Raw genomic sequence first — 18,114 nt, forward strand, 5'->3', positions numbered from 1 at the left:
CCTACGGGGGCCGCGCCAAGAAACCAACCCGGCGCAAGACATACGCCGTAGACGTAGGAGCGGGTTTACCCGCGAAGCAGGCAACGCGGAACATGGCACCGGCTACGCCGGTGTTTCGCCCACTACTGCCATACACCGGCATCAGCAGGCAAGGCGGACGCAGGCTTGGTCACCGGGCGCAACAGCAGCAGGCAACCCGCGGCAAGCACGAACACGCTGGCAAACACGCCATACAGATGCAGGGGTTGCCAGCCACCATCGAGCAGCACGCCAGCCACGGTCGGCGACAGGATTGCGCCCATGCGGCCGATGCCGATACCCCAACCCACGCCGGTGGCGCGTACCGACGCGTCATAGACCACCGGCGACAAGGCATACAGCCCAGCCACGCAGCCGTTGGAAAACAGCCCGATCAGCAGCCCCAATGCCAGCGCCGCAGTGACCGAGGCACCATTGGCCACGAACAGCACCAGCAGCGCGGCGGTAATGAGCATGAACAACGCCAGCACGCGCGTCAGTGGCCAGCGCGAAGCCAGGCCGCCGATCAGCGCCGCACCAAGGATGCCGCCCACGCTCAACAGCACCCCGCCGGTGATGCCTTGCTGGGCTGACAAGCCGGCGGCCACCAACAGTTTCGGCGTCCAGCTCATGACGAAGTAGAAGCCGAACATGACCAGGAAGAACAGCAACCAGATCACTAGCGTGGTGCGGCGCATGGCCGGCGCCAGCAGCTGCTTGAAACCGCTGCTGGCACCTTCTGCCCTCGCGGCAACAGCCGGCAGTTGCGCCAATGCCGGCTGACCGAGGCGCACGGCCAGACGGTTGATCCGGGCCAGAGCATTGGCTGGCCGGCGTGCCAGCAGAAAGTCCAGCGACTCTGGCAACCACAGCAGTACCAGCGGGATCACCAGTACGGTGACGATGCCGCCAAACAGAAATACTGAACGCCAGCCCCAATGCCCCAGCAGCCATACCGCCAGCAAACCGCCCAGGGTCGCACCCAGCGCATAGCCAGTGGACTGCAGGCTCACCGCCAAGCCGCGCCAGCGTTTGCTGGCATATTCACTGGCAATCACATTGCTGCTGGCCAGGATGCCACCGATGCCCAGCCCGGTCAGGCCACGCAGCAGTGCCAGTTGCAGTGGGCTCTGGCTCAGTGCCGAGAGCAGCATGCCGATACCGGACAGCGCCAGGCACAGCAGGATCAGCGGGCGTCGGCCAAAGCGGTCAGCCCACGGCGCAATGAACAATGACCCGGCCGCCATACCAAACAAGCCAGCACTCAGCAGAAGCCCTACCTGCGCCCCATTCAGGCCCCACTCGGCAGACACCGAGGCGGCGGTGAAGGCCATGACCAGCACGTCGAAGCCATCGATCATGTTGAGGACGATGCAAATACCAATGGCCAGGCACTGAAAGCGACCCATCGGGTCGTTGTCCAGACGTTGCTTGAGATCGGTATTCATGGCGACACCTGCCGGCCAGGCTTGGCCACAGGCGAGAGGAACAATGCGCACGCGCAGGCGCTACGGGAGGAACCCTGACAGTTCAGTGCCGCTGGATAGCCATTCATGACTGGACCCTTTTTGTAATTGTTATCGCATACGGCAGGAGGGCTCCGGCCGTTGTCAGGCGCTAATCAATCAGATAATGGATCCATAAACAACGTGAAGAAAGCACGCCTATTAGACTTACGGGGACCAACTTCACATCACCCCTAGCAAAAATAGAAATTTATCTAATCAATTCATCATCTTATAGATTTTTAACCCTGAAGACGAAATGTTCGGTAATCGCACAACATCTAGCTATGGATCCATGAAGTCATCTAAAACCATCCGCGACTCACTCACATGAGTACGCAATGAACAAATCTTCATGTTCCCCCTCAGCGCCCTGATCATGGGGCCCACAGCCGATGCCAGCCAGCCCGCAGCCGGGGCTCGCCTTGAGGGTGCAGTAAGGGTTGCGTAGCATCCGCGGCCCGATCGCGCGCGTATTGCCACCCCTCAGGATCGATTCATAGATGCCGCAACCCATCCCGCTAAAGGACCACGAAAAGGAAAAACACCTCGTCAACCGTCGGCTTCTGGCCTGCGCTGCCATGGTGTTCAGCCTGTGTACCGTCCTGGTGGGCCGGCTCTATGTGCTGCAAGTGCTGCAGCACGACCAACAAACGGCCGTGTCGGAAAACAACCGCGTGCACGTGCTGCCCATCGCCCCCGAACGCGGGCTGATCTACGACCGCAACGGCGTGGTACTGGCTGACAACAAGCCCAGCTTCGACCTGACCATGACCCGCGAGCGGGCAGGCGGCGACTCGGCCAAGGTGCTCGACACCCTGACGCAGGTGCTGGGCCTGACCGAAGACGACCGTAAACAGTTCGACAAGGACCTGCGCCGTGGCCGCAAACCGTTCGAGCCCGTGACCCTTATGGTGGGCCTGAGCGAGGAGCAGATCGCCCGGGTAGCTGTGAACCAGTTCCGCCTGCCGGGCCTGGAGGTGGAGCCGCAGTTCATCCGCGAGTACCCACTGGCCGGGCATTTCGCGCATTCAGTGGGTTATGTAGGGCGCATCAACGAGAAAGAAGCCAAGGCGCTCGACAGCACCGAGTACCGCGGCACCCAGTCAATTGGCAAGACCGGCATCGAGCGCTTCTACGAAAGCCAGCTGCATGGCCACGTGGGCTATGAAGAGGTCGAGACCAACGCTCAGGGGCGGGTGATGCGCGTACTCAATCACAAGGACCCGACTCCAGGGCAGGATATCGTCCTCACCCTGGACGCCCATTTGCAGATAGCCGCCGAAAAAGCGCTGGGTGACCGCCGTGGCTCGGTGGTGGTATTGGACCCGGCCAATGGTGACGTACTGGCGATGGTCAGCAACCCGAGCTTCGACCCCAACCTGTTCGTCAAGGGCATCAGCTTCAAACAGTATGCGGCGCTGCGCGACTCCATCGACCGCCCATTGTTCAACCGCGTGCTGCGCGGCCTGTATGCGCCCGGCTCGACCGTGAAGCCTGAAGTGGCCATCGCGGGTCTTGACAGCGGGGTGATCACCCCTGGCAGCCGGGTGTTCGACCCGGGCTACTACGAACTGCCCAACTATGACCACAAGTACCGCAACTGGAACCGCAGCGGCGACGGCTGGGTGGACATGTACACCGCCATCATGCGCTCCAACGACACCTACTTCTACGACCTGGCGCACAAGCTGGGCATCGACCGCCTGCACGACTACATGGCCGAGTTCGGCCTGGGCCAGAAGGTGTCGTTGGACATGTTCGAGGAGGCCTCCGGGCTGATGCCCTCAGCCGAGTGGAAGCGCGCCACGCGGCGCCAGGCCTGGTTCCCGGGCGAGACGCTGATCCTTGGCATTGGCCAGGGTTACATGCAGGTCACCCCCCTGCAACTCGCCCAGGCCACCAGCCTGCTGGCAAGCAAAGGCGTGTGGCACCGCCCGCACCTGGCCATGACCGTAGGCGGCGACAGGCCGATCGACCCCAACCCCATGCCCGACATCGTTCTGCACGACAAGCATGCCTGGGACCAGGTCAGCCAGGGCATGCAGATGGTCATGCACGACCCGCGCGGCATTGCCCGGGCCGCAGCAGCAGGCGCGCAGTATCGGATCGCCGGCAAGAGTGGTACCGCGCAGGTGGTGGCGATCAAGCAAGGTGAGCGCTACAACCGCAACAAGACCCTGGAGCGCCACCGCGACAACGCCCTGTTTGTCGGCTTTGCTCCGGCTGAGCATCCCAGTGTGGTGGTGGCGGTAATGATCGAGAACGGTGAGGCTGGAGGCCGGGTCGCAGGGCCCGTAGTGCGGGAGGTGATGGATGCTTATCTGCTGGATGAGCAAGGGCACCTGAAGCCGGAGTATGCGGGCGGCGCACCCACGCGGGGTGTGCCACACACATGATTTTGCGTGGCCGCTGTGCAGGCGGCTTTAGCCGCGAATGAGTCAGGATGCCGTGCGCGGCATCAGCTCATACGGGTGTTTCCACCCCGGCAGCGCCTGGATCCGGGCTTTCCACGCCTCGATGTGCGTGAACGCTGCCAACGGGATACCGGTGTCTTCTGGCATGAACACGTACCCCGCCAACGACAGGTCGGCGATGGTCAACCGGCCACCGACCATGAATGGCGTCTTCGCCAGGTGCGCATCGACAATACCGTAAGCCGCCGTGGCACGCTCGCGCAGGAACCTCGTGACATCGGTTTCGCCGGTGTTCTTCAGGCAGAACAGAAAGCGCAGTGCAGCGTAATAGCTGGTGAACTTGTGGTTGTCGAACAGCATCCAGCGCCAGATCTCACGCTTTTCATCTTCATCGCGGGGCCCGAACTGGCCGGTCTGTTCGGCAAGGTATTCCAGGATCAGCGCAGATTGGGTGAAGCGCTTGCCAGCATGTTCCATCACCGGCACCTCGCCCTGCTCGTTCACCTCATCGCGCCAGGTTTGCTCACGCGTCTGGCCATGGAAGAAGTCGACGAACACCGGCTGCCAGTCCTGGCCGGTGAGTTCAAGCATGAGCGCAGCCTTGTAGGCGTTGCCGGATTCGGCGAAGCAATGCAGCTTGTAGTCGGACATGGGCGAACCTTCAGTTTCCTTTGAATGATCGGCAGGGCCCTCTGCGGGGTTGCTCGCGAAGCCCATCCACCCAAGCAAATCACGCGCGCCACGACGCGGTCAATCCATGTTCAGGCCCGACACTCTCCAGCCAGAGAAAGGGAACTACCCGCACTCCCCACCCGTCTTACTCACTGAGTGGTTTATTTCCCTGTGCTTCACGCTTCTGGAGAACACGACATGCGCCACCTACTGCTCGCCCCTGCGCTGCTGCTTCTGTTGCCTGCCGGAGCTGCCCTCGCCCGCGTCGATGCGGGCGACGTCGCTACCTCGGCCGGTGTTTCCGCTTCGCTGTATTCGACCTTCAAGGATGACAAACGCATCATCCCGGCCCGTGACGAACTTTCAGCGTTCGTCGCCAGCGGCGGTGCCATCCGCGGCGCCTATGTGGAGTCGGCGCTTGAACAGGCCCGCAAGGACCATCCAGGGCTACAGGCCAATGATGAAGAACTGGCCCGGGCTATCCTGTCGCAAGATGACCCTGTGGCTGACCATTGAGTAAACCTGTACCGGCCCTTGCGCGGCGGTTCGACACGAGAGGGCCGGTACAGGGCCGCTTCACCCCCAGCCATCCATACGCATGGTCGCCCTGACCAGGCGCTGCTCCTCCTGCTCGATCTCCCGCAAACTGTCGCGTATGCCGTTGATGTGCTCACGCGCCGCGCGCTGCGCCCGCTCGGGCAGTTGCTCCATGACCGCGTGATACAACCGCGCATGCTGCCGATCAATCTGGCGCTTTTGCGCTGGCCGACAATACAAGTTGTTGACCGATGCAAACACGGTGCTCAACGTCAGGTCACTGAGCGATTGCAGGGTATGCACCAGCACCGGGTTATGCGAGGCCTCACTGATCGCCCGGTGAAAGGCATGGTCACGGCGGGCGTGCTCACGGGCATCGAGCGCCTGCGCAGCCTCGTGCGCAGCCAGCATTTCTTCGTAGCGTCGGCGGATCAGCAGGCGGTCGACGTCAGTCGCGCGCAACGCCGCCAACCGCGCCGACTCAGCCTCCAGCAACGCCCTGACCTCCAGCAGGTCAAACAGTGTGCGCGGTTGCGAACTGAACAGATGCATCAAAGGCGTAGCACCCGCCTGCCCGGTAAGATCGGCGACGAACGATCCCCGCCCCTGTTCGGTGTCGATGATGCCGCGTCCCCGTAAAACGCGCAGGCCCTCGCGCAAGGCCGAACGTGAACAGCCAAGCTTTTCCACCAGCCGTCGCTCCGACGGCAGCGCCTGGCCCACCTTGAGCACGCCTTCGACGATAAGCCGCTCGACCCGCTCGGCCACCTGGTCGGCGACCTTGGTCTTGCCTTCCGTACCCACTCGCACACTCCTGCTGGTAGGACCACTTTGACTTATAGCGCCAATCTAGCCAGACAGAACCGCGAATAAAAAGTACTGCCCGAAGAAACTGGTAGGACCAGTCAAGATCTCACTCGACCCCGACCGCTGGCACGCGCACGCTGCCTCGGTGACCGCTTCGCCAACAACAACAAAAACCGTTGCGAGTGAGCCAATGAATATCCTGTACGACGAACGCGTCGATGGCGCGCTGCCCGACGTGGACCTGGCCGCCCTGTTGCAGGCGCTGCGCGATGCCCTGCCGGACCTCGAAATCCTGCACCGCGATGAAGACCTCAAACCCTATGAATGCGACGGCCTGTCGGCCTACCGCACCGTGCCACTGCTGGTGGCGCTGCCCGAGCGCCTGGAGCAGGTGCAGACGCTGCTGAAGCTTTGCCACCAGCGCGGCGTACCGGTGGTTGCGCGTGGCGCCGGTACCGGCCTGTCCGGTGGTGCCCTGCCGCTGGCCAAGGGCATCCTGCTGGTGATGGCGCGCTTCAATCGCATCCTCGAGGTCAACCCGCAGGGGCGCTACGCCCGCGTGCAACCGGGCGTACGCAACCTGGCCATCTCCCAGGCCGCCGCACCTCATGGCATGTACTACGCACCAGACCCTTCCTCGCAAATTGCCTGCTCAATCGGTGGCAACGTCGCCGAAAACGCCGGTGGCGTGCACTGCCTCAAGTACGGCCTGACCGTACACAATGTGCTCAAGGTGGAAATCCTTACGGTCGAGGGCGAACGCCTGAGCCTCGGCAGCGATGCCTTGGACAGCCCCGGCTTCGACCTGCTGGCATTGTTTACCGGCTCCGAAGGCATGCTTGGTATCGTCACCGAAGTCACCGTCAAGCTGCTGCCCAAGCCCCAGGTGGCGCGGGTGCTACTGGCCAGTTTCGAAAGCGTCGAGGACGCTGGCCGGGCAGTCGCCGACATTATCGCTGCGGGCATCATTCCTGGCGGCCTGGAAATGATGGACAACCTGGCGATCCGCGCCGCTGAAGACTTCATCCATGCCGGCTACCCGGTGGACGCGGCGGCGATCCTGCTGTGCGAACTGGATGGCGTGGAAGCCGATGTTCACGACGACTGCGAGCGCGTCGCCGCCGTGCTGACGCAAGCCGGGGCCCGCGAGGTGCGCCTGGCCTGCGACGAAGCCGAACGCGTTCGCTTCTGGGCAGGGCGCAAGAACGCCTTCCCGGCCGTGGGGCGCATCTCCCCGGACTACTACTGCATGGACGGCACCATCCCGCGCCGCGAGTTACCACGAGTGCTCAAGGGCATCAGCGACCTCTCAGCGGAGTACGGCCTGCGGGTGGCCAATGTGTTCCATGCCGGCGACGGCAACATGCACCCTTTGATCCTGTTCGATGCCAACCTGCCCGGCGAGCTTGAGCGTGCCGAAGCGATCGGCGGCAAGATTCTGGAGCTGTGTGTGAAGGTGGGCGGCAGCATCACCGGTGAACACGGCGTGGGACGCGAGAAGATCAACCAGATGTGCGCGCAGTTCAACAGCGACGAAATTACCCTCTTCCACGCGGTGAAGGCCGCCTTCGACCCCCAGGGCCTGCTTAACCCCGGCAAGAACATCCCCACCCTGCACCGCTGCGCCGAATTCGGCGCCTTGCACGTGCACCAGGGGCAACTGCCCTTCCCCGAGCTGGAGCGCTTCTGATGAGCATGGACCGCGACATGAGCCAGACGCTGTTGGAGCAGGTCAACCAGGCGCTGAACGAAGGTACGCCGCTGCGCATCCAGGGCAGCAACAGCAAAGCGATGCTCGGCAACCCGGTGGCTGGTGAAGTACTCGACACCCGCAACCACCGCGGCATCGTCAGCTACGACCCCACCGAGCTGGTACTCACGGCCCGCGCCGGTACCCCCCTGCGCGAGATCGAGGCCGCCCTGCGCGAGGCCGGCCAGATGCTGCCCTGCGAACCACCCCACCTGGGCGCCGAGGCCACCTTGGGCGGCATGGTCGCGGCCGGGTTGTCTGGCCCGCGGCGGCCGTGGGCCGGGTCGGTGCGCGACTATGTACTGGGTACGCGGGTGATTACCGGCCACGGCAAGCTGCTGCGCTTTGGTGGCGAGGTGATGAAGAACGTCGCCGGCTACGATGTGTCACGCCTGATGGCGGGCAGCTTCGGATGCCTGGGGCTGCTGACCGAGGTTTCGCTGAAAGTGCTGCCACGACCGCGCCTGTGCCTGAGCCTGCGCCTGCCGATGGGCCGCAATGAAGCGCTGGCCGAGCTGGCCGAATGGGGCCAGCAACCGCTGCCGATCAGCGCCGCCTGCCATGACGGCGAAACGCTGTACCTGCGCCTGGAAGGCGGCGAAGGGTCGGTGCAATCGGCACGCCAGCGGCTGGGGGGCGAAACGCTCGATAACCGCTTCTGGACCGACCTGCGCGAACAGCGCCTGGCGTTCTTTGCCGACGTCGCCCCCCTGTGGCGCCTGTCCGTACCCATCGTTACCGGCGAACTGGACCTGCCTGGCCAGCAACTGCTCGACTGGGGGGGTGCCCAGCGCTGGCTCAAGACCTGCGCGCCGGCGCAGGCCATTCGTGACCAGGTGGCCAGGGTGGGCGGTCACGCCACCTGCTACGCCCCCGGCGCAGCCGGCAGCCCGCCACTGCCGGTTGCACTGATGCGCTACCACCGCGCCCTCAAGCAGCAACTCGATCCCCAGGGGGTGTTCAACCCTGGTCGCCTGTACCCGGACCTGTGAGGCCAGACCATGCAAACCAACCTTAGCGAAACATCGCGGCGCCTGGCCCGCGCCGACGAAGCCGAGCGCATCCTGCGTACCTGCGTACATTGCGGCTTCTGCACTGCCACCTGCCCCACTTACCAGTTGCTGGGCGACGAACTGGACGGCCCGCGCGGGCGCATCTACCTGATCAAGCAAATGCTCGAAGGCGCGCCGGTCACCGCCAGCACCCAGTTGCACCTGGACCGCTGCCTGACCTGCCGCAACTGCGAAACCACCTGCCCATCGGGGGTGAAGTACCACGATCTGCTGGACATCGGCCGCGCAGTGGTCGAGCAGCAGGTGCCACGCCCGCTCGGCCAGCGTATGTTGCGCCTGGGCCTGCGTGCGGTGGTGCCGCGCCCGGCATTGTTCAAGGCCCTGACCCGCAGCGGCCAAGCCCTGCGACCGCTGCTACCGGCCTCACTCAAACGCAAGTTGCCGGCACAGGTAACCGCCCCCGGCCAGCGTCCGGCAGTGCGCCATGCGCGCCGGGTACTGATGCTGGAAGGCTGCGTACAGCCGGCCCTGTCACCCAACACCAATGCCGCTGCTGCACGGCTGCTCGACCGCCTGGGCATCAGTGTGCAACCGATCCTGCAGGCCGGATGCTGTGGCGCGGTGGACTATCACCTGAATGCTCAGGAGCAAGGCCTGCAGCGGGCACGGCGCAATATCGACGCCTGGTGGCCCGCCATCGAAGCGGGTGTCGAGGCTATCGTGCAGACCGCCAGCGGCTGCGGCGCGTTTGTCCGCGAATATGGCCACCTGCTGGAAAAAGACCCGCATTACGCTGCCAAGGCGGCACGGGTCAGTGCACTTTCCCGCGATCTGGTGGAAGTCCTGCGCGATGAGCCGATCGAACAACTGGCCCTGTGCGCCGAACAGCGCCTGGCCTTCCACTGCCCATGCACCCTGCAGCACGCACTGAAGCTGGGCGGTGCGGTAGAGGCGTTGCTGACACGGCTTGGCTTTACCCTGACCGCGGTGCCCGATGGCCACCTGTGCTGCGGCTCGGCAGGCACCTATTCGCTGACCCAACCTGAACTGTCACTGCAACTTCGCGACAATCGTCTGAATGCGCTGGAAAGCGGCAAACCGCACGTCATTGCCACGGCCAACATAGGCTGCCAGGCCCACCTCGATGGGGCTGGACGCACCCCCGTGCGACACTGGATCGAAATCGTCGAAGCAGCCTTGAACCCGGAGCCCGCCCATGCTTAGCAAGTTCGTTATCGGCCAGACCGAAATCGCCCGCGTACTGACCGCCGCCCGCCAGGAAGCCCAGGCCCGACAATGGAACGTAACCATCGCTGTGGTCGACGACGGCGGCCACCCGCTGGCCCTGGAGCGCCTGGACGGCTGCGCACCGGCCAGTGCCTACATCGCGCTGGAAAAGGCCCGCACCGCCGCACTGGGGCGCAAAGAGACGCGGGATTATGAAGAGATGGTCAATGGCGGCCGCACTGCATTCGTGACCGCTCCCCTGCTGACCAGTCTTGAAGGTGGCGTGCCGCTGCGGGTGCAAGGCCAGGTGGTGGGCGCCATTGGTGTATCCGGCGTCAAATCCGAACAGGATGCCCAAGTGGCCAAGGCGGGGGCTGCGGCCTTGTAGATCCGGCGATTCGACCACGGCTTCAGCATCTAGAGACATTTCCTACGCTGCCCTCAGAAGCGACCTACTTGCTGCCCTTGCCCACAGAAAACATGATCGGCACTGGAGGACGCAAGGTCGCGATCCAGAGGAGGCTCCGCATGCACCCGTACGCCCGCCCCATCGCCGAACTGCGCAGCAGCCTGCGCGAAATGCTGGCCCATGACATGACCAACCCCGACAACGACCCGCACTTGTCGGGGGTCATGTTCTTCTGCGCCACCGATGAGCATTCCCGTCAATTGATCGAACGCATCGAGTTGCTGGCCAGCGAGGTGTTTTTCGACGCGAACGGGCGGGCCATTTCAGAGCATATGAAGGCGTCGACGGTTGAAGGCGTGCGCATCAAGCGCAACCGCAACGCGCCGGAAGACGAAACCGTGATACGCATTGCCCTGGCAGAAAAAGGCTATATCACTGTCAGTACCGCCCGGCTCTGAGCGTTGGCTCGTCAACTTCATAGCCTGTGACAAACACCGCAGCCGAAACCAATCCGCTATCCTGAGCCATCCTCCGCTCCGGACCCGCCCATGGAACTGCACATTCGCCTGGAGGGCCGCAAAGGCCTGGCCGATCAGCTTTACCAGCAACTGCGCGACGGTATCGACAGCGGCCACCTGGCCGCCGGCACCCAGTTACCGCCTACCCGTCTGCTGGCTGAACAACTGGGCGTATCGCGTAAGACAGTGGCCGAGGCCTATTCGCGGCTGACCTACGATAACCTGCTCAGCGGGGTTGTCGGTCGGGGCACATTCGTCACCCCGCGCCATCCGCTACGCAGAAACGAATCAGCCACCATCCCCCTGGCCGGCGCCGCATCCCTCGAGCGCTGGCAGCAACGCGCCACCGTGCTCAGCCAACGCCAGTTGCAGGCGCCATCGCGCTATGACTTCGTCGGTGGTGCTTCGAGCAAGGCACAGTTCCCGTTCGACCAGTGGCGCAGTTGCCTGAACTACGCCCTGCGCCGTAGCCAGCGCCACCCCGAACGCCAATTCCCGGCCCAGGGCTTGCCGGAACTGCGCGAAGCCATTGCCCACCACATTGCCTACTCGCGCGGGGTGCACTGCAGCGCAGCCGACCTGCTGGTGTGCAACGGCGCCCAGCAGGCGCTGGACCTGATCGCCCGGGTGCTGGTCGAACCGGGCTGCCAGGTGGCCATGGAAGACCCTGGCTACCCGCCGGCGCGGCAATTGTTCCTGGCCCTGGGGGCACGCCTGCAATCGGTGCCGGTGGATGATGAGGGCCTGTGCGTGGAGCAGATCGCCGACGGCACCCGGCTGATCTACGTCACACCCTCGCACCAGTTCCCGCTGGGCATGCCGATGAGCGAGCCACGCCGGCATGCCCTGCTTGCGCGGGCCGCCGAGCTGGGTGCACTGATCATCGAAGACGACTACGACTGTGAGTTCCGCTACCACGGGCCAGCCTCGGACGCGTTGCAGCGTCTGGACCGGCAAGGGCTGGTAGCCTATGTCGGGACCTTCTCCAAGACGTTGCTGCCCGAGCTGCGCCTGGGCTATGCCATATTGCCGCCTGCCGTACTGCAGGCCGCTTGCGTGGCCAAGCACCTCAGCGATTGGCACAGCCCAACCCTGCTGCAGTGGGCGCTGGCGCGCTTCCTTGGCGAAGGCCACCTGAACAAGCACATCCGCCGCTGCCACGAGGTCTACAGTGCACGCCGCGAGCGCATCCTGGCGCGCCTGGGCGGCGATCTGGCACCGTGGTTGCGCGCCATCCCCGCCAGCGCAGGCTTCCACCTCAGTGCCTTGGCGTCTCCCGAAGTGGACGTGGAACTGTTGGCCAACCTCGCGCGCAAGGTAGAGGTCGGCCTGTATTCACTGGCACCCTTCTTCAGCGAGGCACCGGTACGCCCGGGGCTATTGATGGGCTTCGGCGCCATCGAACTGCTGGATATCGACCCGGCGCTGGACCGGGTACGCGATACCCTGCAGCGCCTCAGTTGACCGGTGCAGCCTTGCCTGTAGCGGTCGGCCGGGCGATAGCCGCCGCATAGCCGCGCGGGTTGAAGCACGCGGTCACCAACAGCATTGCCAGCACGGTCACGGTCAACAGCGTCCACGAAGCCTGGAAGTCGCCACTGACATCCCGCAGCCAGCCCGTGATATACGGCACGATGCCGGTAATGATAAAGCCGATACCCTGTACGAACGCCGCCAGGCTGCCGGCCTCGGCAGGCGTTTTCAGGTGCTCCAGGGTCAACGTCAGGCACTGGCTGAAGCAGGCACCCAAGCCAAAGCCGATCATGGCGACCCAAAGCCCGGAAGCCGCCGCAGGTACCAGCAAAAGTCCCAGGAAGCCCGCCAGCTGGATCGCCAACGCCAGCCACAAACCCGGGCGTCTGTCTGCCCAGCGTCGCAGCAGCAGCGGCAGGCCGAGCGCACCGAGCACCTGGAAAACGGTCATCAGGCCCACCAGGTCGGCACCGCCCTGAGCGCTGCCGCCGTGCTCGATGTGGTAAGCCGGCAACCAGGCCACCATGCTGGTGTAGCCGCCATTGATCAGGCCGAAGTACAGGGCCAGCAACCACGCCCGGCGGCTGCCGAACCAGTGCCCGCCTGCCACACCAGTCAGCTTTGGCGCCTCCTGCCTTGGCCGCAGCACGGCCCAGGCCAGCAGCGCCAGTACGGCCGGGATCGCCCATACGCCCAGGCCCGCCTGCCAGTAACCGAAATGGCCGCTGATGTGTGGGCCGAGTACTGCAGCCAAGCCGCCGCCGCTCATCAGCGCCGCCGAGTACAGCCCCATCGCCCCGGCCAGACGCCCGGGGAACCAGCGGTTGACCAGGCCCGGCATCATGCCCTGCACCATTGCCACGCCCAGGCCGGCGACCAGCGCACTGGCGATCAGCGCCCAGGCACTGTCCAGTTGCAACCGCCACAGGCAAGCCAAGGCTATCGCGGCCAGGCCCCCAAGCATGCCGCCGTGCTCGCTGACCCAGCGTCGCAGCCATGGTTGCAACAGGGGCACCAGGCCCATGCACAGCACCGGTAGCGCCGTCAGCAAGGCGGCCTGCTGGTAACCCAGGCCGGTGCTGGCGCGCATGGGTTCGAGTAACGGGCCGATACTGGTCAGGATCGGCCGCAGGTTCAACGCCAGCAGGATCACCAGCAACAGGTTCAGTACAGCGCTCATTGTGAGTCGGTTCTCTTGAAGCAGGAACTGGCCATTATCCCGGCTCGGCTGGCTTGGCAGAAATGAAGAGATTGGATGCAGGTCAGTGGCCACCTGAATGGACGATTGGCCTCCCGCTTATGCGCAAAATTGGCTATCGGGGTGGCCAATGAGCGGCGCTACAGTAGCGCCATACCCGCCCCACCCTCTTGGAGATTGCCATGCACAACCGTATCGAATGGGCCAAACACGCGCCGCACGCCTACAAAGCCATGGTCGGCCTGGAGCAGGCGCTGGCGAACAGCGGCCTTGAAAACTCGCTGCTGGAGCTGATACGCCTGCGCGCTTCGCAGATCAACGGCTGCGCCTACTGCGTCAACCTGCACGCCAACGATGCGCGCAAGGCCGGTGAGACCGAAGCACGCCTGCAGACCTTGTGCGTGTGGCAGGAAACCCGCTACTTCACGCCGCGTGAACGTGCTGCGCTGGCGTGGGTCGAGAGCCTGACCCGCTTGCCTGAACAGGGTGCGCCGCAGGGGCAATATGAAGCCCTGCAGGAACACTTCGAGCCGGCCGAGGTGGCCAACCTGACCTTGGCAATTGCCACCATCAATGCCTGGAACCGGTTCGGCGTCGGCTTTGCCATGGTACCGGCCTGATCTTTTCGGGTGGCCTGTGCTGGCCTATTCACGGGCAAGCCCGCTCGTACAATTCTCTGCCCTGTAGGAGCGGGTGTACCCGCGAAAGGGCCGGCACAGACAACACATCAACGCCCGGCCAGCCGTGCCCGGTAGCTGCCTGGGCTCTGCCCGGTCCACTTCTTGAACGCCCGGTGGAAGGCACTCGGTTCCTGAAACCCCGCCTGCTCGGCAATTTCGGCAATGCTCAACGCGCCTTCGCGCAGCCGCTCGAAGGCCATGGCCCGGCGCACTTCATCCTTGATCTGCTGGTACGATCGCCCCTCCCGCTCCAACTGCCGGCGAAAGGTACTGGCACTGACCCCCTGCTGCTGCGCCAGCGCGGCCAATGTCGGCCACTGTCCATAGTGCAATGCCCTCAAGTGCCGATACACCTCAGCCACCAGCCCGTTCTGATTGCGAAAGCGGATCACCAGGCCCTGTGGCGCACTGCGCAGGAAGGTCTTCAAAGCCGCCCGGTCCTGCACCACCGGCAGGCGCAGGTAAGCGCTGTCGAACTCTACTTCGGTGCGTCCGCTGCCCAGGCGCAGGTCCGGCCCCCACAGCAACAAGTCGTCCTCCTGGGCCGGGCGCGACACCGCAAGCTCCGTACGGTCGATGGCAATCCGCCGCCCGGCCAGCCAGCACAGCATGCCGATCATCAGCACCAGGTAGGTTTCCTCGGCATAGACCCGGGTCAACGGGTCGGCAATGTTCGACTGCACGCTGATCAGCGCCCGCCCGCCACGTACCGTCAGGCTGCCACGCAGGTCACGCAGGAACAGGCCGAAGCCCCCCATGCACTGGCGCAAGGCCTTTTCCAGGTTCGGCTCGAGGATCAAACCCCGGCAGATCAGGGCAAAGCTGCCCGGCGGCATGCCGTGGCTGTCGAGGCCAAAGAACTCATCGTCCAGGCGCTGGATCAACGCCAGCCACAGCTGGGCGAACGCCTTGGCCGGCACCCGCGCCTGAGGCTGATCGAGCAGCTGCGGAGCGATGCCCACCGCAAGCAGCTGGGCGTCACGCTCGGCGGGGGTGTCGCGCAGGGCGTGGAGCATGGCGTTGAGGAAGTACACGGCGACTGAATCGCTTTCGCGCATGGCGGTTTTCGCTGTCTATGCTGAGTGGCAAAAAGTGCCAGGTTGTTTGAACAGATCCGGCATAGGCTGCAACAGAGCCTTTGCCTAGACTCGATCCCACTTCGGGGCCGCCAACCATTCTCGCAGAGCCTGGCCCGGTCCCGCCACGCCTTCGCAATCGGAGCCCTTATGAGCAGCGCAGAAATCTACGTCGTCAGTGCCGTCCGTTCAGCCATTGGTGGCTTCGGCGGTTCCCTCAAGGACCTGCCACTGGCCGACCTGGCCAGCGCCGTGACCCGCGCCGCCATCGAGCGTTCGGGCCTGGCCGCCGAGCAAGTCGGCCACCTGGTAATGGGCACGGTAATCCCCACCGAACCGCGTGACGCCTACCTGGCACGGGTAGCGGCAATGAACGCTGGCATCCCCAAGGAAACGCCGGCATTCAACGTCAACCGGCTGTGCGGGTCTGGCCTGCAGGCTATTGTCTCTGCGGCCCAGGGCCTGTTGCTGGGCGATACCGATGTGGCCGTCGCAGCCGGCGCCGAATCCATGAGCCGTGGACCTTACCTGCTGCCACAGGCGCGCTGGGGAGCACGCATGGGTGACCTGCAAGGCATCGACTATACCGTTGGCGTGCTGCAGGACCCGTTCCAGCACTTCCACATGGGCATCACCGCCGAGAACGTTTCGGCCAAGCACGGCATTACCCGCGAAATGCAGGACGAACTGGCCCTGACCAGCCAGCGTCGTGCCGCTCGTGCCATTGCCGAGGGCCGCTTCGCCAGCCAGATCGTTGCGCTGGAGCTGAAAACCCGCAAGGGCAGCGTGCAGTTCAGTGTCGACGAGCATGTACGTGCTGACGTGACCGCCGAACAACTGGCCGGTATGAAGCCGGTATTCAAGAAAGACGGCACCGTCACCGCCGGCAACGCCAGCGGTATCAACGATGGCGCTGCCGGCCTGGTGTTGGCCACAGGTGACGCGGTGCGCCGCCTGGGCCTGAAGCCACTGGCCCGCCTGGTGGGCTACGCCCACGCCGGGGTGGAGCCCGAACTGATGGGCCTGGGGCCGATCCCGGCCACCCGCAAAGTGCTGGAAAAAACCGGCCTGAACATACAAGACCTGGATGTGATCGAGTCCAACGAAGCCTTCGCCGCCCAGGCCTGCGCCGTGGCCCGCGAGCTGGGCTTCGACCCGGAAAAGGTCAACCCCAACGGTTCGGGTATTTCCCTGGGCCACCCGGTGGGTGCCACCGGTGCGATCATCGCCACCAAGGCCATCCATGAGCTGCAGCGCATCCAGGGCCGCTACGCCCTGGCCACGATGTGTATCGGCGGTGGCCAAGGCATCGCCGTCGTGTTCGAACGCGTCTGAGGAAGACTGACACATGAGCATTGAACAGATCGCCGTGATCGGCGCTGGCACCATGGGCAACGGCATCGCCCAGGTGTGCGCAAGTGCCGGCTACCAGGTGCTACTGGTGGATGTTTCCGACGCTGCGCTTGAGCGCGGCGTGGCCACCTTGAGCAAGAACCTCGAGCGCCAGGTCAGCAAAGGCACCCTCGACGCCGACAAAGCCGCAGCCGCCAAAGCACGCATTCGCACCAGCACCGACTACACCCAGCTCAGCGCTGCACAGCTGGTGATCGAAGCGGCTACCGAGAACCTGCAGCTCAAGCAGCGCATCCTGCAGCAGGTGGCAGCCAACGTCGCCGCCGACTGCCTGATCGCCACCAATACCTCGTCGCTGTCGGTGACTCAACTGGCCGCCAGCATCGAGCACCCCGAGCGCTTCATTGGTGTGCACTTCTTCAACCCGGTGCCGATGATGGCGCTGGTAGAAATCATTCGTGGCCTGCAGACCAGCGACACCACCTACGCCCAGGCGCTGGTGGTGACCGAAAAAGTCGGCAAGACCCCGATCACCGCCGGCAACCGCCCGGGCTTCGTGGTCAACCGCATCCTGGTACCAATGATCAACGAGGCGATCTTCGTGCGCCAGGAAGGCCTGGCCAGTGCCGAGGACATCGACACCGGCATGCGCCTGGGCTGCAACCAGCCGATCGGCCCGCTGGCCTTGGCCGACCTGATCGGCCTGGACACCCTGCTGGCGATCATGGAGGCCTTCCATGAAGGCTTCAACGACAGCAAATACCGCCCTGCTCCACTGCTCAAGGAAATGGTCGCGGCCGGCTGGCTGGGGCGCAAGAGCGGTCGCGGTTTCTTCACCTACTGAGGAGCAAGTGCCATGCCCCCGGTCAATGCCGCAATGCGCTGTGCCAACTTTGAGGAGCGACGTGACCAGGCCATGGCATTGTTTGCCGAAAAGGGCTTTGGCCAGGTCAGCATGCGCGAACTGGCGGCCCATGTGGGGCTGACCGCCGGCTCGCTGTACCATCACTTTCCCAGCAAGCAGGACCTGCTGTACGACTTGATCGAAGAGTTGTACGAAGAGCTGCAGGCCACACTGGACCAGGCCCGACGGGCGATGGCCCGTGGGGCATCGGCGTTGAGCTGCCTGATTGCTGCGCACTGGCAGTTGCATGCCGAGCGGCCGCTGCAGTTTCGGCTGGCCGAGCGGGATTTGTGTTGCTTGAGTGAGGCGCAACAGGCGCACCTGGCATCGTTGCGCAAGCGCTATGAGGCGGGTTTGCTGCGCTTGATCGCACCGCAAGCGAAATTGCCGGGTCAAGCGTTGGACGCGACAGCGCACGTTCTGGCGACGTTTCTCAACCAGCTGCCGGGGTTGCTCAAGGCATTGCCTGAAGCGCAAGGGTTGGAGCTGATGGAAAACTTGCTGGTCGGCGGTATTGAGCGGACGCTGCGATAGCCTGAGAGGGCCTCTTCGCGGGC

At 64.3% G+C, this 18,114-nt stretch carries 17 protein-coding genes; 12 read left to right on the forward strand and 5 right to left on the reverse strand.

The window, feature by feature from the left end:
* Positions 1–122: 122 nt before the first annotated feature.
* Positions 123–1,466, reverse strand: coding sequence for an MFS transporter (locus LVS58_RS06490; RefSeq protein WP_233690362.1), 1,344 nt, complete (start codon positions 1,464–1,466; stop codon positions 123–125).
* Between the two features lie 560 nt (positions 1,467–2,026).
* Between LVS58_RS06490 and mrdA the strand changes: the two genes are divergently transcribed.
* Positions 2,027–3,922 carry a penicillin-binding protein 2 gene (mrdA, locus tag LVS58_RS06495; protein WP_233690363.1) on the forward strand — a complete coding sequence of 632 codons (1,896 nt, stop codon included), beginning with the start codon at positions 2,027–2,029 and terminating at the stop codon, positions 3,920–3,922.
* Between the two features lie 42 nt (positions 3,923–3,964).
* Here mrdA and LVS58_RS06500 read toward each other — a convergent pair whose 3' ends face one another.
* Positions 3,965–4,591, reverse strand: a complete 627-nt coding sequence (locus LVS58_RS06500) for a glutathione S-transferase family protein (RefSeq protein ID WP_233690364.1) — start codon at positions 4,589–4,591, stop codon at positions 3,965–3,967.
* 219 nt (positions 4,592–4,810) lie between these two features.
* On the opposite strand from LVS58_RS06500, the gene LVS58_RS06505 reads away from it, so the two are divergent.
* Entirely contained in the window at positions 4,811–5,128 is a 318-nt protein-coding gene (locus LVS58_RS06505; RefSeq protein ID WP_233690365.1) for a DUF2388 domain-containing protein, read from the forward strand.
* Between the two features lie 60 nt (positions 5,129–5,188).
* On the opposite strand, the gene glcC is transcribed toward LVS58_RS06505, so the two are convergent.
* On the reverse strand, positions 5,189–5,953 hold the full coding sequence (gene glcC / locus LVS58_RS06510) for a transcriptional regulator GlcC (protein ID WP_233690366.1): 765 nt from the start codon (positions 5,951–5,953) through the stop codon (positions 5,189–5,191).
* Positions 5,954–6,146: 193 nt separating this feature from the next.
* Between glcC and glcD the strand changes: the two genes are divergently transcribed.
* From glcD to pdxR, 6 genes are all read left to right on the forward strand, one after another.
* Positions 6,147–7,646, forward strand: a complete 1,500-nt coding sequence (gene glcD / locus LVS58_RS06515) for a glycolate oxidase subunit GlcD (protein WP_233690367.1) — start codon at positions 6,147–6,149, stop codon at positions 7,644–7,646.
* Positions 7,646–8,698 carry a glycolate oxidase subunit GlcE gene (glcE, locus tag LVS58_RS06520; protein ID WP_233690368.1) on the forward strand — a complete coding sequence of 351 codons (1,053 nt, stop codon included), beginning with the start codon at positions 7,646–7,648 and terminating at the stop codon, positions 8,696–8,698. Before glcD ends, glcE begins: the two co-directional genes overlap by 1 nt.
* 9 nt (positions 8,699–8,707) lie before the next feature.
* Positions 8,708–9,943, forward strand: a complete 1,236-nt coding sequence (gene glcF, locus LVS58_RS06525) for a glycolate oxidase subunit GlcF (protein ID WP_233690369.1) — start codon at positions 8,708–8,710, stop codon at positions 9,941–9,943.
* Positions 9,936–10,334: a heme-binding protein gene (locus LVS58_RS06530; protein ID WP_233690370.1), complete on the forward strand. Its 399-nt coding sequence runs from the start codon at positions 9,936–9,938 to the stop codon at positions 10,332–10,334. Before glcF ends, LVS58_RS06530 begins: the two co-directional genes overlap by 8 nt.
* 140 nt (positions 10,335–10,474) lie before the next feature.
* Positions 10,475–10,813, forward strand: coding sequence for a hypothetical protein (locus tag LVS58_RS06535; protein ID WP_012051955.1), 339 nt, complete (start codon positions 10,475–10,477; stop codon positions 10,811–10,813).
* A gap of 90 nt (positions 10,814–10,903) precedes the next feature.
* Positions 10,904–12,337 carry a MocR-like pyridoxine biosynthesis transcription factor PdxR gene (pdxR, locus tag LVS58_RS06540; RefSeq protein ID WP_233690371.1) on the forward strand — a complete coding sequence of 478 codons (1,434 nt, stop codon included), beginning with the start codon at positions 10,904–10,906 and terminating at the stop codon, positions 12,335–12,337.
* Here pdxR and LVS58_RS06545 read toward each other — a convergent pair.
* The gene (locus LVS58_RS06545) at positions 12,330–13,526 is read right to left on the reverse strand and encodes a CynX/NimT family MFS transporter (protein ID WP_233690372.1); all 1,197 of its coding nucleotides are present in this window, start codon (positions 13,524–13,526) and stop codon (positions 12,330–12,332) included. The genes pdxR and LVS58_RS06545 overlap by 8 nt on opposite strands.
* Before the next feature lie 200 nt (positions 13,527–13,726).
* Between LVS58_RS06545 and LVS58_RS06550 the strand changes: the two genes are divergently transcribed.
* Entirely contained in the window at positions 13,727–14,164 is a 438-nt protein-coding gene (locus tag LVS58_RS06550; RefSeq protein WP_233690373.1) for a carboxymuconolactone decarboxylase family protein, read from the forward strand.
* A 107-nt stretch (positions 14,165–14,271) separates the two neighbouring features.
* Here the strand turns inward: LVS58_RS06550 and LVS58_RS06555 are convergent, their stop codons facing one another.
* The gene (locus LVS58_RS06555; protein ID WP_233690374.1) at positions 14,272–15,282 is read right to left on the reverse strand and encodes an AraC family transcriptional regulator; all 1,011 of its coding nucleotides are present in this window, start codon (positions 15,280–15,282) and stop codon (positions 14,272–14,274) included.
* 168 nt (positions 15,283–15,450) lie between these two features.
* On the opposite strand from LVS58_RS06555, the gene LVS58_RS06560 reads away from it, so the two are divergent.
* From LVS58_RS06560 to LVS58_RS06570, 3 genes are read left to right on the forward strand one after another with little or no spacing between them, the layout of a single operon-like run.
* Positions 15,451–16,635 carry an acetyl-CoA C-acyltransferase family protein gene (locus LVS58_RS06560; RefSeq protein ID WP_233690375.1) on the forward strand — a complete coding sequence of 395 codons (1,185 nt, stop codon included), beginning with the start codon at positions 15,451–15,453 and terminating at the stop codon, positions 16,633–16,635.
* Positions 16,636–16,648: 13 nt separating this feature from the next.
* Positions 16,649–17,497 (forward strand): 3-hydroxybutyryl-CoA dehydrogenase, encoded by an 849-nt coding sequence (locus LVS58_RS06565; protein ID WP_233690376.1) that lies wholly within the window; start codon positions 16,649–16,651, stop codon positions 17,495–17,497.
* A 12-nt stretch (positions 17,498–17,509) separates the two neighbouring features.
* On the forward strand, positions 17,510–18,091 hold the full coding sequence (locus tag LVS58_RS06570) for a TetR/AcrR family transcriptional regulator (protein ID WP_233690377.1): 582 nt from the start codon (positions 17,510–17,512) through the stop codon (positions 18,089–18,091).
* Positions 18,092–18,114 lie beyond the last annotated feature (23 nt).

This window comes from Pseudomonas sp. JR33AA, from assembly GCF_021378985.1.
GTDB lineage: Bacteria > Pseudomonadota > Gammaproteobacteria > Pseudomonadales > Pseudomonadaceae > Aquipseudomonas > Aquipseudomonas alloputida.